At 39.7% G+C, this 16,375-nt stretch carries 12 protein-coding genes; 11 read left to right on the top strand and 1 reads right to left on the bottom strand.

Translation table 11 applies throughout. The features are described from left to right. Nucleotides 1-240 precede the first annotated feature (240 nt). The gene (locus tag EO115_RS07315) at nt 241-2,538 is read left to right on the top strand and encodes a DNA topoisomerase 3 (protein ID WP_126938301.1); all 2,298 of its coding nucleotides are present in this window, start codon (nt 241-243) and stop codon (nt 2,536-2,538) included. Between the two features lie 149 nt (nt 2,539-2,687). Here the strand turns inward: EO115_RS07315 and EO115_RS07310 are convergent, their stop codons facing one another. Beyond that, nucleotides 2,688-3,986, bottom strand: a complete 1,299-nt coding sequence (locus EO115_RS07310) for a DEAD/DEAH box helicase (protein WP_126938300.1) — start codon at nt 3,984-3,986, stop codon at nt 2,688-2,690. 454 nt (nt 3,987-4,440) lie between these two features. Here EO115_RS07310 and EO115_RS07305 point away from each other — a divergent pair, with 454 nt between their 5' ends. The 10 genes from EO115_RS07305 (at nt 4,441) to EO115_RS07260 (ending at nt 16,228) form a co-directional block, all read left to right on the top strand. Then, entirely contained in the window at nt 4,441-4,671 is a 231-nt protein-coding gene (locus tag EO115_RS07305; RefSeq protein ID WP_126938299.1) for a FeoA family protein, read from the top strand. Nucleotides 4,672-4,685: 14 nt separating this feature from the next. After that, on the top strand, nt 4,686-7,085 hold the full coding sequence (gene feoB, locus EO115_RS07300) for a ferrous iron transport protein B (RefSeq protein WP_126938298.1): 2,400 nt from the start codon (nt 4,686-4,688) through the stop codon (nt 7,083-7,085). Between the two features lie 141 nt (nt 7,086-7,226). Further along, nucleotides 7,227-7,421, top strand: a complete 195-nt coding sequence (locus EO115_RS07295; protein WP_126938297.1) for a FeoB-associated Cys-rich membrane protein — start codon at nt 7,227-7,229, stop codon at nt 7,419-7,421. Between the two features lie 125 nt (nt 7,422-7,546). Then, nucleotides 7,547-7,807, top strand: coding sequence for a DUF6110 family protein (locus EO115_RS07290; protein WP_126938296.1), 261 nt, complete (start codon nt 7,547-7,549; stop codon nt 7,805-7,807). A 3-nt stretch (nt 7,808-7,810) separates the two neighbouring features. Beyond that, nucleotides 7,811-9,940: a heavy metal translocating P-type ATPase gene (locus EO115_RS07285; RefSeq protein ID WP_126938295.1), complete on the top strand. Its 2,130-nt coding sequence runs from the start codon at nt 7,811-7,813 to the stop codon at nt 9,938-9,940. Nucleotides 9,941-10,260: 320 nt separating this feature from the next. After that, a complete protein-coding gene (locus EO115_RS07280; RefSeq protein ID WP_126938294.1) occupies nt 10,261-10,656 on the top strand; it encodes a hypothetical protein in 396 nt (131 codons plus the stop codon). 1 nt (nt 10,657) lies between these two features. Beyond that, entirely contained in the window at nt 10,658-11,506 is an 849-nt protein-coding gene (locus EO115_RS07275; RefSeq protein WP_126938293.1) for a hypothetical protein, read from the top strand. A gap of 19 nt (nt 11,507-11,525) precedes the next feature. Then, nucleotides 11,526-12,245: a Fic family protein gene (locus EO115_RS07270; protein WP_371413266.1), complete on the top strand. Its 720-nt coding sequence runs from the start codon at nt 11,526-11,528 to the stop codon at nt 12,243-12,245. A 170-nt stretch (nt 12,246-12,415) separates the two neighbouring features. Beyond that, the gene (locus tag EO115_RS07265) at nt 12,416-12,985 is read left to right on the top strand and encodes a restriction endonuclease subunit M (RefSeq protein WP_126938292.1); all 570 of its coding nucleotides are present in this window, start codon (nt 12,416-12,418) and stop codon (nt 12,983-12,985) included. Nucleotides 12,986-12,988: 3 nt separating this feature from the next. Then, entirely contained in the window at nt 12,989-16,228 is a 3,240-nt protein-coding gene (locus EO115_RS07260) for a type I restriction endonuclease subunit R (RefSeq protein ID WP_126938291.1), read from the top strand. The last annotated feature ends 147 nt before the right edge of the window (nt 16,229-16,375 follow it).

The raw sequence follows: 16,375 nt of genomic DNA, 5'->3' as shown, positions 1-16,375 counted from the left end.
TGTATAGGAGAGGATAGTGAAAGTTGGAAAACGGACCGTATCTATAGGAATATTTTGCGCTATAACACTCTTAATGATATATGTAATATGTAGCACTGGTAGGAAATTTTAAAGGATTATACAAGATAGAGGGAGAATAATTAGAGTAGATTTTTACTTATTTGGTACAATATGTAGTATAATAAAAACTAATGTAAAAAAGGTTCTTGGTAATAGATTGTAGTTAGGAAGAGGGAGCATATGCGTTTATTTATTGCAGAAAAACCGAGTGTAGGCCGAGAGTTGAGCTTAGTCTTGCCTAACCCACAGAGTGCAAAGCGACGTGATGGATATATTGAACAAGGTGAGAATGTCATTACCTGGGCCTTTGGACATATGTTAGAGCAGGTAGAACCAGCAGAATATGACGAAAAATATAAATATTGGAACTTTAACGCATTGCCAATACTGCCAGATACATGGAAATTGAAAGTTAAAAAGGATAGTGCGAAACAATTTAAAGTGATTAGCCAACTTATGCAAAAGGCGACAACGATCGTGAATGCAGGTGACCCAGACAGAGAAGGGCAGTTGCTGATTGATGAAATGTTGGATTATTTGGGTAACACAAAACCAGTGCAACGAATTTTATTAAACGCCTTAGATGAAAAATCGATGCGGTATGCCTTAGACCATTTGGAAGATAATAAGAAATTTCGTTATCTTAGAGATTCCGCATTAGCTAGATCTAGAGCAGATTGGTTGATGGGGATGAACTTATCTCGCGCCTATACACTAGAACAACAGCATTTGGGGCGACGAGTTACGTTTCCTATCGGTCGAGTGAAAACGCCAACGTTAGCCTTGGTGGTGCGCCGTGAACGAGAGTTACAGAACTTTGTACCTGTAGAATATTATGTCTTACAAATACAATATGCTCATGAAAAAGGCGCATTTTGGGCTACTTGGAAACCGAAAGACACTCAAATAGGCTTAGATCCAGATGGACATATGTTGGAGGAAGCTGTCGTTACGTCTTTGCGCGATCGATTAATGGGAGAGCCGCAAGCTTTAGTCACCCTTGTAGAAAAGAAAAAGAAAAAAGAAGGACAGCGATTGCCGTATTCTTTATCTTCTCTACAAATTGTGGCGGGAAAATTATTTAATTATACGCCACAAGAAGTACTAGATATTGCTCAAAAGCTATACGAAAAGAAATATACTTCTTATCCTCGGTCGGATTGTGAATACTTGCCAGTGAATCAGCTTTCAGATGGGCAGACGATTCTATCAAATATAATTGCAATGGGTCACAAAGAATTAGGGGAATGGGCAAAAGGAGGAACTCCAAGTATTAAGAGTCGTGCTTGGAATGATAAAAAGGTTACCGCCCATCACGCCATTATTCCTACGACTGTACGATGCCCGTATCATACGTTGTCAAAACAGGAACAAAATATTTACTTTTTAATTGCCCAAGCATATATAGCGCAGTTTTACCCAGAACATGTATATGAACAAACGCGTATTGAAGTGACGCATCAAGAGGAATTATTTACCGCATCAGGACGTGTAGTGATAGACTTAGGCTGGAAAGTGTTGTATAAAAAAATAAAATCCTCTGATGAGACAGAAGAAGACCAAGAAGAAGCATCATTGCCGGCTGTGAAAAAAGGAAACTCTGTAACAGCGCAGGATAGCAAGGTGGATCAACGTAAAACGAAGCCACCTAGCCGCTTTACGTCGGCCACATTAGTTCAGGCAATGAAAGAGATTCACAAATATGTGAAACAGGAAGAGTTAAAAAAACAACTAAAGGATGTGTCTGGTATTGGTACAGAAGCGACACGGGCTACGATTATTGGAGAGTTAGTGAGTCGCAAATTCCTAAAGGAAGAAGGAAAAAAGAAAACCTTGATACCTACAGAGGAAGCCTACACATTGGTGGATGCTTTGCCAGACACCCTGTTGTATCCAGACTCCACAGCGATTTGGGAAGAACGATTGGCTCAGATGAGTGAGGGAAAAGAAAAACTAGATATATTTTTGCAAGATCAATCTAAATTCATAGTGGAACTAATTGATTTTGTAAAGGACCGTGTGGGGCATACACCAAAAACAGATATGGTGCACAGTGCAAATAAAAGAGCTGGTACACAGCGCCGAATAGGGGCGACGGCACAACGTACAGGCCGCAGTTGTCCGAAGTGTAAGACTGGTGACATGTTGCTACGTAAAGGTCCGTATGGAGAGTTTTATGGATGTTCTAACTTTCCTAAATGTAAACATACGGAACAAATCGCTGTAAAAGGAGAATCAGCGAGCAATTCTACTCGTAGTGTTTCCAATACAGAAGGAAACAGGGGGAACTTTGAAACTTCAGGAAAGATATTGGATGAAACACACAAAGAGTATACTTGTCCGCGATGCAAAAAAGGATATTTAGTCCAATACGAACAGAAACCAGAACCTATTTGGAAGTGCAGCGAGGGTAGTTCTTGTCGTACGAGTTGCGCCGATGTAGGAGGAAAACCAGCCATCTATGCGCATAGGAAATGATCTATACTTGTTGTATTAGATCCATAGTCAGTAACAAATTATATAATCCAGATAATAAAAAAGAGGAATGTTGATACGATGTGTTCAACATTCCTCTTTTTATTGTGCTTGTATCTTCGTATAGGGCCTACTGCCAGTAAGCAATAGATCTATCTTCTTTTGCGTCCGCCACTACTAGAGCCACTGGATTTAGCGCGTCGTACGCGAGTGTTGGCACCTTTGTGTCCGCGAGCTTTATGAGCTTTTGCTTTCGTAGCTTGGTAGGTACTTTTAATTTTAGGTTTCTTGCTAGCAATTTCCTTCTTAGGCGCTAAGCCAGACCCTTTAGTTTTGACTTGACCGTCTTTTGTATATTTCGTTAATGTAGCTTGAATAGATCGTTCGATACGACGTACCCAAATTTCTTCGGCTGGAGTGGCGAAGGTTACGGCAACACCGGTGGAACCGGCACGACCAGTACGGCCGATGCGATGGATATAATAATCCATATCATGAGGCACATCAAAATTGTACACATGACTAACGCCTTCGATATCGATGCCACGGGCTGCAATATCGGTAGCTACTAAAATAGGTGGATTGCCTTTCGCGAACTCTTTTAGTACCTGTGTTCGACGACCTTGTGTCATATCGCCATGAATTTCACCTAGTGTTACACCTTTTCGAGCTAAATCATAAGCCAGCTTTATAGCCCCTTCTTTCGTATTACAGAATACAATGGCAAGGTATGGATTGTCTGCTTCCAACATAGCTACAAGACGGTTTACTTTGTCTTGCTCCTCCATCATGTATACTTTTTGTTCAATCGTATCAAGAGTAATATTCTCTCCTTGTACTGTAACAGATGTTGGTTTTTGCATGTAAGCTTTCGCTAAGTTTCGGATTTTGTCTGGAATGGTAGCGGAGAACATCAATAATTGACGTTTACCGTCGGTACCACTGATCAATTTTTCAATATCTGGTAAAAACCCCATGTGAAGCATTTGGTCAGCTTCATCCAATACAACACGGCGGATAGAGTTCAAATGTAAAGTACCACGATTCACGTGATCTAATAAACGACCTGGAGTACCGATGATAACATGAGGGCGACGACCTAACTTTTGAAGTTGTCCTTCAATAGTTTTGCCACCAATAAGAGGTAGTACATCTACGCCTAAGATGGCCCCTAAGTGTCGAGCTTCCTCCGCAATTTGTTGGATAAGCTCACGAGTGGGGGCGATGATGAGTGCTTGCTCTTGTTGTACATCTGTATGGATACGTTGTAATAACGGTAATAGGAAAGCTAGGGTTTTTCCCGTTCCTGTTTGTGCTTTTGCAATGACATCTTGCCCCTTGAAGATGAGGGGGATGGATTTTTCTTGGATTGGTGTAGGTTGTTTCACGCCTACCTTTTGTAATGCTTGTATCAGCTCAGTCACAATGCCTAAGGATTGAAATGATTTCATAGTGTATCTCCGTTTCTAAATGACTTAATGATTATATTATATCATACTTCTAGCTAGGTGGACCTGTGAAAGTTCTTTCACATAGGGGTGTAATGCCATAGAATAGATAGTTTAGTTGTGAAGGAAAGGGTATCTGCTTAAAATAGGTATTTTTTATAAGTATTTGTAGAATCATTTTTAGTTATAGATAATGAGAAATATACAGCTCATATATCATTATTAATTAAAAATTGAAATTGATAATGATAAAAAGATATAATTGGTATACCCTAAGCAAATAGATTGTTTGCACAAAATACACTTGATAAAAATAGATTTATAATTTCACAAAAAGATAAAAATAAAATGAGATTCATTGTTGATTATCTCTTATAATGTGCTATAATATAAGTATTGTTCATATAACTATATATGATAGGTTTGGTTGTTATGTTTTGTATGTAGGAGGTGTAGTATGGTTAAGAAACTATCCGAGATGAAACCAGGTGAAGTTGGTACTGTAGTAGCTATCAATGGAGCTGGTAACATCAAGCATCGTTTAGTAGATATGGGTGTCGTACCTGGTACAGCGGTGCGCGTGATGAAGTATGCGCCATTGGCAGATCCAGTGGAAATCAAAGTGAAAAACTTTGAGTTATCACTTCGTGTAAGTGAAGCACAAATGATTGATATTGAAGTCCAATAAAAGGAGATGCTAAGATGGCAGACAACACACATGCCAAGATTGAGGTTGCTTTAGCCGGTAACCCTAACTGTGGTAAAACAAGTTTATTTAACAATATGACGGGGGCCCGTCAACACGTAGGTAACTACGCAGGTGTTACAGTAGAGAAAAAAGTTGGGGAAGCGAAAATTGATGGTCATGACATTGAAATCATTGACTTACCAGGTACATACTCCTTAACAGCACGTTCTCTCGATGAATTGGCAGCACGTAACGTTATCATCAATGAAAATCCAGAATTGATTGCCAATGTAGTGGATGCGTCTAACTTAGAGCGTAACTTATATTTAACGGCGCAATTGATTGAACTAGAACAACCATTGCTACTTGTTTTGAACATGGTAGACGTGGCAAAAGAAATGGGTTTACAGTTCAATAATAAAAAATTAGAAGAATTAACAGGTTCCACAGTAGTAGAAACGATCGGCCGTTCCAATAAAGGGACAGAGGGTGCGCTACGTGGTATTGTGAAAGTATCTAAAGAACGCAAAATTCCTAATGTTCGCGTTAACTATGGTGACGTATTGGAACCAGCTATCGCAGAATTAGAAGCAGAAGTAGCGAAACTTGACACTGGTCGTTATCCACATCGCTGGGTAGCTATTAAATTGTTAGAACAAGATACAGATATCCTAGAAAAAGTACAAGAATTAGATAAATCTGGTACCGTGTTGAGCAAAGCAGAAGCATTGCGCACAGAATTGAACAAATCTGTTGATATGGATATTGTGTTCCAAGAATATCGTCACCGTTTTGCAGTAGACGTATTCAACAAGATTCTTGAAGTAGTTCCAGAACATAAAGATTCTAAATCTGACAACATTGATAAAATCTTAACGAACCGTTGGTTGGGGATTCCTATCTTCTTGTTTATCATGTGGGTAATGTTCTACTTGGTTATTAACGTAGCAGAATATCCTAAAGGATGGTTGGAAAGTGCTTTCAAATTATTAACAGATTTCATCGGCGCTAATTTAGAAGATGGATTGTTAAAATCCTTGTTGAATGACGGTATCATAGGTGGTGTAGGGGCTGTTATTAGCTTTATCCCTCACATCGTTCTATTATTCGTATGTATTTCTTTCTTAGAAGATACTGGTTACATGGCTCGTGCGGCATTTGTTATCGACCGCGTGATGCGTGGTGTAGGTTTACATGGTAAATCTTTCATCCCTATGTTATTGGGCTTTGGTTGTAACGTGCCATCCATCATGGGTGCTCGTATCCTTGACAACCCAAGAGACCGTATGATTACGATCTTAGTATCTCCATTTATGAGTTGTAGTGCTCGTTTACCAGTATATACATTATTAGCATCAGCATTCTTCCCTCCAGAAGATGCACCAACGATCTTGTTGGGTATCTATACATTGGGTATCGTCGTAGCCGTTGTAACTGCAAAAGTACTTCGTACGTATGTATTTAAAGGTGAAGCAGAACCATTCGTAATGGAAATGCCTCCATACCATATGCCAACACTTCGTTCCGTAGGCATTCATATGTGGGAACGTTCTGTGATGTACCTTAAAAAAGCAGGTACATTCATCTTGGCAGCATCCATCCTTATTTGGTTCTTAACATCCTTCCCACAAGATGTAGAATACTCTCAAGATTATGATGCGGCTCGTGAACAAGTGACAATGACACATGCTCAAATGGCAGATGATATTTTAGTGAATGCTATGTTAGTAACAGAAGAACAACAAGCAGATGCGAATGATATCTTAGGTCAAATGCTTGCCCTAGACGAAGAGCATAAAAATGACCCGCCAGCTGAAGAGGAAGAAGCTACAGCAGAAGAAGCAACTCAAGATGGTGCAAAAGCAACTGAAGAAGAAGCTGTAGAAGAACCTGCATACTTCGAAGAATTAAAAGCTGACGAGTTATATCCAGTGGCTTGGGCTTTATATGTAAACCATAAAGCAGAAGAAGATGAAATCAAAGCATTAGATCTTCAACAAGGTAAAGAAAAAATTGAACAATCCTATGCATCTGAATTAGGACGTTTTATTCAACCTGTAATGGAACCACTTGGATTTAACTGGCGTGTGAACATTGCCGTAATAGCCGCAGTAGCAGCGAAAGAAGTAATGGTAAGTACATTAGGTACTATTTACGCGATCGAAGCAAGTGATGTAGATTCTAAATCCTTGGAAGAATTCTTGTCTACTGATCCAGACTTCAACCCAGCCATCGGTTTAGGCTTGATGGTATTCGCCTTGCTATATTTACCATGCTTGGCCACTATGGCTGTATTAAAACGTGAAACTGACTCCTGGAAATGGTTCGGTGCCGTATTTGCTTACACTAGTATCCTAGCTTGGGTAGGTGCATACATAGCAGTTCATATTGGTCGTGCCTTGGGATTGGGATAATCAATATTGATAGTAAATAAATAATATAATTGAGATTGAGAAAAATTTTATTTCAAAAATTCACTGATATTATGCAGTTTGTTGCATTCGCAAAATAATTTTAAAAAAGTACTTGAAAATGAGAAAGAGATGGTGTATACTATGGATAGTGTTATTGTATACGCAATTGGTTTACTAGCTGTTCTATATGTTGCATACCGAGTATATAAAAGTGCTACAAGCGCAGGCGGTTGTGGCGGCGGATGCGGTGGTGGATGTGGTTCCTCCTCCGAATCCGATTCCGAAGCAGGATGCGGTTGTGGCTGTGGTGGTCACGAAGAGCAAGAAGTAAAGTAACTAATTCTATACCATAAGTTTGGTAAGAGGGTCTCGATAACACGGGCCCCTCTTATCTTTATGATTTTTAATTGTATTATATTATCATGTATTAATGTGAATTAAATCACAGAAAGGAACTAATAATGTTCAACGTAAAAAAAGAAACTTTAAGAGACGCTAATGTATTCGCAGCTGGTTTAGCTTTAGGCACAGTAGGTTTAAAAGTATTAACTTCTAAAGATGCTCGTAAAGTATATGCTAACGTAGTAGCGGCTGGTATTCGTGCAAAAGATAGCATCTTAAAAACAACTGAAAAATTACAAGCTTCCACAGGTAGCATCTTGGCAGAAGCACAAGAAATCAATGCAACTCGCGATGAAGAAGTATTAGAAGAAGGTAAATAATACATGATGCAATTTAAAGTATTGCAACGTTTGTCTCGTCGTCTTCATGTGCGTATCGAAGGCCGTAAATTTAATGATGCACAAGCTCAATATATCGAAGATACATTGATGAAATCTGATACTATCAATAAAGTAAACTTCTTTACGCGTTCTGGGGATGTGATCATCCAACATACAGGTGATGAAAGTACAGTACGGGCAGCATTGTTTTCTTTGCAAGATTTAGATTTAGCTAATGCGCCAGCACTCCATGAACTTTCTCCTCGCCTTGTGAACAAACGTTACAAAGAGGAAATGATCGATAAAACATTATTGTATATCGGTAAAAAACTTGTCTTGCCAGCACCTATTGCAGCAGCATGGTCTTGGTTTGATGGTATCAAGTTTATTGGTACAGCCATCAAAACATTATGGAAACGCAAGCTCACTGTAGAAGTATTAGATGGCGTAGCTATTGGTGCAGCCTTGTTACAAAAAGATTATTCTACAGCGGGCGCTGTGATGTACTTATTGGGCATCGGCGAAATCTTAGAAGAGTGGACATTACGTAAATCCGTTCTTAACTTAGCAGAAAGCATGTCCCTAAACGTGGATAAAGTTTGGGTACTTGTGGATGGCGTAGAAGTGAGCAAACCAATTGGTGACGTACAAGTTGGCGATATCGTAGTGGTTCGTCAAGGTGAAGTAGTACCATTGGATGGTCAAGTAGTAGATGGCGTTGTTCTTGTCAACGAAAGCTCTATGACCGGGGAACCTGAACCTGTTCGTCGTGATGCGGGCACTTCTGTATATGCAGGTACTGTTGTAGAAGAAGGCCAATGTTCCTTTGAAGTACGTACTACATGCAAACACACTCGTTTCGAGCAAATCGTAAACTTGATCGAAGAATCTGAACAAATGAAATCTGGTATGGAACAAAAAGCATATCGCATGGCAGACAAATTAGTACCAGTGAGTTTCTTAGGTGCTTTTGCAACCTTTGCATTAACTCGCAATGTGATGAAAGCCTTATCTTTCGTTATGGTAGACTTCTCCTGCGCATTGAAATTGTCCATTCCATTGGCAGTATTATCCGCTATGCAAGAAGCGTCTAATCGTGGTATCACCGTAAAAGGTGGTAAATTCTTGGAACGTATTGCAGAAGCAGATATGATTGTCTTCGATAAAACAGGTACGTTAACAAAAGCAGAACCTGTATTCCAAGAGATTATTCCTTTCAATGGCAATGATGCAGACGAAATGTTGACATTAGCAGCATGCTTAGAAGAACATTTCCCTCATTCCATGGCGAAAGCTGTTGTGAATGCAGCAAAAGATCATCATTTGCCGCATAAAGAAATGCACTCTAAAGTAGAATATGTTGTGGCGCACGGTATTGCTTCTAAAGTGGGCAACCGTAAAGTACGTATCGGTAGCCATCACTTCATTTTTGAAGATGAAAAAACAACGATTCCAGAAGGTGAAGAAGCTAAATTTGAAAACCTTCCAGAAGGTTGTTCCTATTTATACTTAGCGATTTCCAACGTCCTATCTGCGGTTATTTGTATCAAAGACCCAGTACGTGAAGAAGCAAAGGATGTTATCCGTGAACTTCATGAGTTAGGCGTGAAGAAAATCGTTATGATGACTGGTGATAGTCGTAAAAATGCTGAGCGCGTAGCAGCAGAAATTGGTATTGATGAAGTACATGCAGAAGTAATGCCAACAGATAAAGCTGATTACGTTCGTAAAGCAAAAGAAGAAGGCTATACAGTGATGATGGTTGGGGATGGTATCAATGATTCCCTAGCATTATCTGAGGCGCATGTAGGTATTGGTATGAATGAAGGTGCACCAATTGCACAAAAAATTGCCAATGTGACAGTGTCTAGTGATAACCTATCTGCTATCGTAGATTTACGACGTATTTCTATGAAGTTGATGGATCGTATCAAAATTAACTATAACTCCATCGTAGGCGTGAATGGTGGTCTTGTAGGATTGGGCGTATTAGGGGTAATGCCTCCTAGCTCTACTGCATGGATCCACAACTTGTTCACACTAGGCGTAGGTATGTATAGCATGACTCCATTATTGGAAAAACCAAAAACAACTGATGATGACTGCATCGAAGTTGAAGCAGTTGTGGCATAACATATTTATAAAGGCTCTCGTCTTTGACGAGAGCCTAAAATGTGATATACTATAGTTGTAATAACAAGAAGAACCCGATGTGTGTTTGGCGTTAGGTTCATCTTAAAATCTTCGCATATGATGACCCTAACGTGTGGAGCGCTAGGGTCGTTTCGGTGATGAACCTAACTCACATCGAGTTCTTATAATTAGTATATCATAATTAGCATCCGCAAGGGTGCTTTTTTGTTTGTAAAAATGAAATAGTATATGTATTTATAAGATGGTCGATGTTTGATATACTATAGGTAAAGATACTATGAGTTTAGAAAGGAATAGGTATGTCAACAGTTCAAGATGTGGTGCGGCGCACCTTATATATGAGTATATTTTTTATATTGATTCCCCTAGGGGCGTACACAATTCATACAGGCATGAGTGCCATGGTGGCAGGGGTGAGCTATGGGATATTATCCCTGTTCATTCCTATCTTTTACTTGCGTTCTAGTGAAAGTGGATTTGGTCCTAAGGCTCGTAGAATACCGATTTGTGTGTACGTGTTAGCTTGGGCACTAGTACAAGGTGGTACATTCTTGGTGTTTAACAACTTAGATTTATCTTGGTTGTGGAACTTATCTACTATTGGTCGTGATGTGGTGTTTGCCATCATCATGTATTGCCAAGTGACATTGTCTTTGGTATTGGCATTAGCAGGTGGAAAGAATACAGAGGTGTAATATGAGAAGTTATATAAAATTTTATGGATGGTCCCTATTGTGGATTATTCCGTTAAGTCTAGTGTTTAGTTTAGGCCAATTTGATACAGCTAGCATCATTATGTTTACCATATCTTCATTAGCCATTCCATTGACGCTGAAAGCAGTGCCTCGATTGGCAGGTCAATTTGATTTTGAGTTGGGTAAAGGTCATTATGTATATGCTTGGATATGGTGGAATTTCTTTTTCTTCTTTGGAAATGGTATTTTGCCATTTACATTACCACAAGACCCATTGATGATTATAGCTGCATGGATTCTAACGATGATCATCGTGGTAGCACTGATATTAGCCACAACTCGTGCACTAGATAGATGGATGCAACGCAAGGAACGTCATTATTTTATCGATACAGTCTTGAATATTTCTACTTATGCATTGCCATTGCCATTATTGTTTTTAGGCGATGTTATGTATTTAAATCTGACAGATCCACGTATTCAAGCATCTTTGGGGATGGAAGGATTTGTAGGTTTATTTGCGAGCCTTCAAATCGGTTTCATTGCATTAATCATCACTACCATAGCTAGCATGGTATTTTATTTATATCCACGCCGTACATCATTGTGGCCTCGTGTCACTGCCATCGTAGTAATGGCGGTATGGTGGGTGGCAACCAATGCACATATCCTATTCGGTGGCTACATTCCAGACATTGTGAAAGTCTGGGCAGGAAAAGCATTGCCAGCGTTTACAGGTAGTCCATTAGTGTATATTACTCCAGCAGTATTTGAAATCTGTGCTATTGCGCTAAGCGTGGCTATTGGATTGGGCATTGAAAAGTTGTGGTTGTCTAAAACAGATACATAGAAACTTCGTTTTTAAGGAGGTGATTGGTTTGAACCTTTCATATACTTATCTAGATGATATGCTAGTTAGAATGGCTCATCATAGTACAGCTATTGAAGGTAATACACTGACACAATATGAAACTAAAAGTATTTTATTGGATGGTATTATTCCTAAAGTAATGAATGAACGTGAATTTTATGAAGTCAAAAACTATAAGAAATATATGGGATTTTTAAAAGATAATTATCCCAAGGAAATTACCATTCAACTAATAAAAGATACTCATAGAAATTTATTACAAGATATTAGAGAAGATGCAGGAGCATTTAAAACAATTCATAATATAATCATAGGTGCTGATTTTACTCCTACAGAGCCTTATTTAGTGCAATCAGAATTAAAAAACTGGTGTGATACGTTAGAATATAGACTCAATCTCTCTAATACTGTGGAAGAAAAAATAGAAGTCATCATGGAGCAGCATTTACGATTTGAACGAATACATCCATTTTCTGATGGCAATGGAAGGACTGGGAGGGCCTTAATTGTTCATTCTTGTCTGCAACAAGGGGTTGCTCCTATTATTATTAATAAAAGTGATAGACAACTATATATGAATCTATTATCTGAGTTAGATATAAAAGGATTAACAGATATGGGAATACAGCTGTCAAAAGAAGAAAATATTAGAATGGAGATTATTAATAAGGCTGAATTTGAGTTACAAAAGGGTATTGATACAGGATATAGTAGATAAGAGAAAATAATATCAATGTTTAAAACAATATAAGAAAATCACAAAAACAATAATTTTTAAAAATTACAATTATATATTTGCATTTTTTGAAATTACCGTGTATACTTAAGTCATAAGTTAACCACGGTAATTTTTTTAAATGCAAAATTAGAGAAAAGGAGATGATTTCCATGGTATATATCAAAGACTTATTTCATAGTAATACAGGTGTATCTCAATATCGCTTGGACGAAGATGTAACAGGAGAGGCAAAAACATATACATTGTATGGTCAAAATGAACTATACGAAGATATACATGGTGTACCTGGTGAACGACAAGATCGGAAACAAATTAAAACGACTTTCACAGGGGATCTACTAGAAGAAGGAGACTTGCTATTTAGTGCCATCTCTGGGGAAGCGACTATCGTCGGAAAAGACCATGAAGGGTACATTTTCACTCAGAACTATGTGCGTATGGTGCCTACGTCTAAGCAGATTGACTTGAAATACATGATGTTCCTCATCAATGAGCATCCAAGTATTAAACGTCAGTTCCAACAAAATTTGCAAGGCAGTCAAGTGATTCGGTACAGTTTAAAACTGTTGAAAGACATAGAACTGCCGAAGTTACCACCAATAGAAGTACAACGAATCATCGGCGATGTGTATTACAAGGAATTACGAGTGCGTTCTTTACAACAACGAGTAGCACATAATATGTATACATTACGAGTAGCACAATTACAGGGGGTGTAAAATATGACAAAACTAAACGAAATGGATTTTGAACGACAACTAGTAGAGCAATTAACCACGGGCTCGATTACGTTGACACAAGATGTAAAAGAACAGCAAGCTCCGTATGGATCGCATTTGGTCTATAAAAGTAAATTGTGGAAATATGAACCACATATTAAGACTACGGAAGCGTTGTGGGAAAATTTTCGGCGTATTTTATATCAGCTAAATCAAAAGGATTTAAAGCAGCCACTTAGTGATACAGAGTTTAAACAAGTCCAAAAAGTGATTAACGAACTATATACGCCGTACCTAGCGGGGCAGTTTCTCTATGGGGTGAATGGTGTCTCCCAAGTAGAAGTGGATTTAGATGATGGACGCCATGTGTATCTCACTGTATTCGATCAGAAACAAATTGGGGCAGGCAATACGGTGTACCAAGTGGTCACACAAATACAACGAGCTCCTAAGATTGCAGGACGACCAGAACGTCGCTTTGATACCACCCTCTTAATTAATGGGTTACCTGTTATCCAAATCGAGGAAAAAGCATCAGGACATGCTGCCAATGAGGCATTAAACCAAATGCATCAATACATTGAAGAACGGCAGTATAGCGATATTTTCTCTACCGTTCAAATCTTGGTGGGCATGACACCGACGCAAATTAAATACATGGCAAACACGACGGCGGACATGTTCAATAAGGACTTTTCCTTTCAGTGGCAAAATCCGGAAACCAATAAGGTCGTCACAGATTGGAAAGTATTCTCTGACTTGTTCCTCAGCATTCCTATGGCGCACCAAATGTCTACGCAGTTTACCATCTTAGATGGAACGAAGAATAAGCAAATGTTGAAAGTGATGCGACCATACCAAGTGTATGCTACGAAAGCGGTGCTGAGCCAATTGAAACAAGTAGACTTTACATTGCCTATCAATAAATTGGGATATATTTGGCATACTACAGGATCTGGTAAAACTATTACTAGTTTTAAAACAGCTTGGCTAGCGAGCCGTATGCCTCATGTAGATAAAGTAGTGTTCGTGGTAGATCGCATTGCCTTGACGAAACAAACAGAAGAAAACTATAAGGCTTATGACCCAGAGGGCACGATCGACGTAGATGGTAGACAGTTTGATGCGGTAGGTGGTACGGAAAATTCAAATGTACTGAAACGGAAATTGAATGAAAAAGGCAATGGTATTATCGTCACATCTGTACAAAAATTGACGAAGTTAATCCAACGAAAAGACTTTACCTTACCGAAGAAAAATTTTGTGTTCATCGTCGATGAGGCACATCGCTCTACGGGGGGTGACAGCTTTGAGGAGTTGCAAACGGTGTTTAAAGGCGCTGCTTGGGTTGGCTATACGGGGACACCGATGTTTGACGAAGTGGCAGGAAAAAACACTACCAAAACACGAGAAGTATTTGGTGAATTGCTCCATGCCTATACCATTCGTGAGGCTATTGTAGACAAAAACGTATTGGGCTTTAAAGTAGACTTTGAGACCACCATTGACGAAGCGGATATGAAGGAACATTACTTGCCTAAGTTCTACCGCCATACACGTCCGAATTGGTCGGAGGCGGACATCCAACATCGTATCAACAACCTTACGCCAGATGATATGGACGATATGATCGAGCCAAGTTTCTACGATAACAACAAGGATCATGTCCGTTTGGTGGTGGAAGACATCTTTACGCACTGGAAAAACCGATCTGTAGAGGGCAAGTACAACGCGATGCTCACTACCCATGTAGGGGGCAACCGCCCTAGTACGCCTATGGCGATGATGTACTTTGATGAATTTGAGAGAGTGAACCAAGAGCGAGCAGCACGGGGCGAGTTTACCTTGAAAGTGGGGGTCACTTTCAGTGCTAGTACGAATAATAGTGATACCCAACTAGATACGAACAATGGGTTGCTACGGGCGATGAATCATTATAACAAGCTATTTGGCACGAATTTTGGACTCGATGATGTGTCTGGGTATACCCAAGATTTGACGACACGCTTGAATCGTACTGCTAGAGATGGTCAATATTTGGATATTGTCATCGTAGTGGATCAGCTCTTAACGGGATTCGATGCGCCACAGATGAATACTTTGTATGTGGACCGCACACTGAAAGGAGCGTTGCTCATTCAGGCCTACTCGAGAACGAATCGTATCGCTGATACTCATAGCAAACCGTGGGGGCGAATTGTGAACTATCGCTGGCCTGTGCAAAACGAAAAGTTGATGAACGAGGCTTTGCGTATCTATGCGAACCGTGCATCGGCAAATGTGCAGGGCACATTGGGACCAGTGGATGACGATGGTGGTTTGGAAAAAGACGGCGTATTAGCAAAAAAATTTAAAGACCAATTAGCAGAAGTGCAACATGTGGTGAACCGATTAGCGGATTTGACGGATACGTTTACAGAAGTGCCACCTAGCGAAGCGAAGCAAGAGGAAATGTTTGACCTTATGCGTAAATATAGCTCTGGTATGTCCAAGCTGAAACAATATGATGCGGAGCAACTAGATGGGGAAACCATCGGTTTCGATTACGATAAACCAGAAGATTTGGTGGCCATGGTAGGCATGACGGTGGAGCAAGAAGAAGTGTTGACCACGGCCCTCTACAATGATTTGAAAGAGCGCATGGCAGAGAAGTACGATGTCCCAGTGGCGCAAATTGAATTGCGTATGACTCACGTGAAAGACGTAAAAGTGAACTACGATTATTTGACAGAACTAGTGGAAGAATTGATGAATGCTGTCCACGAGGAACGTATGGATGATGCAGATGCGTACCGAACACGGATTCAAGACTTTGCCATGGCGCTGGAAGACCGTCAATATGCGAAACAAATCAACAAGGCCGCAGAGGCTATCTATACAGGGGAATATCCGCCACAAGGCAGTGATGTTTCTTATCCTGTGAAATTAGATGATAGCAAGGATATCATCCAAGAGGCGAACACTATGATTGTGAAAGATGAAATCTTTGAGTTTCGCCAAAAGTGGGGTATCGTCGATTGCATTCGTAGCGAAGAATTGCTAACACTATTTGCGAACCATGTATATGGTAAAAAGGACTTTGATGATACAGGTCGTATGACAGAATTGAAAAAAGCAGCACGGAAAGAGTATATGGTAAAAGCCCAAGACCCAGCCGTGAAAGAGATGAAAACGATCGCGTACGGGAACAAATTAATTGAGGCTATCTATGACTTTGCCGATGCCTACGTAAGTGAAGGATAAAGAGAGGTGTCACAATGAGTGAAACAAAACGTAAAGTACCGAAACTCAGATTCCCTGGGTTTACGGAAGATTGGGAACAGCGTAAGTTGGGAGAATTATTTGACCGATATGAAAGTAGAGTTGAAACTCCACATGATGGATATTGGA

It is taken from the genome of Veillonella sp. CHU740 (assembly GCF_003992055.1).
Taxonomy (GTDB): Bacteria; Bacillota; Negativicutes; order Veillonellales; family Veillonellaceae; genus F0422.
Note: the sequence above shows the minus strand (reverse complement) of the source record. Positions and strands in the feature narration are given on the sequence as shown.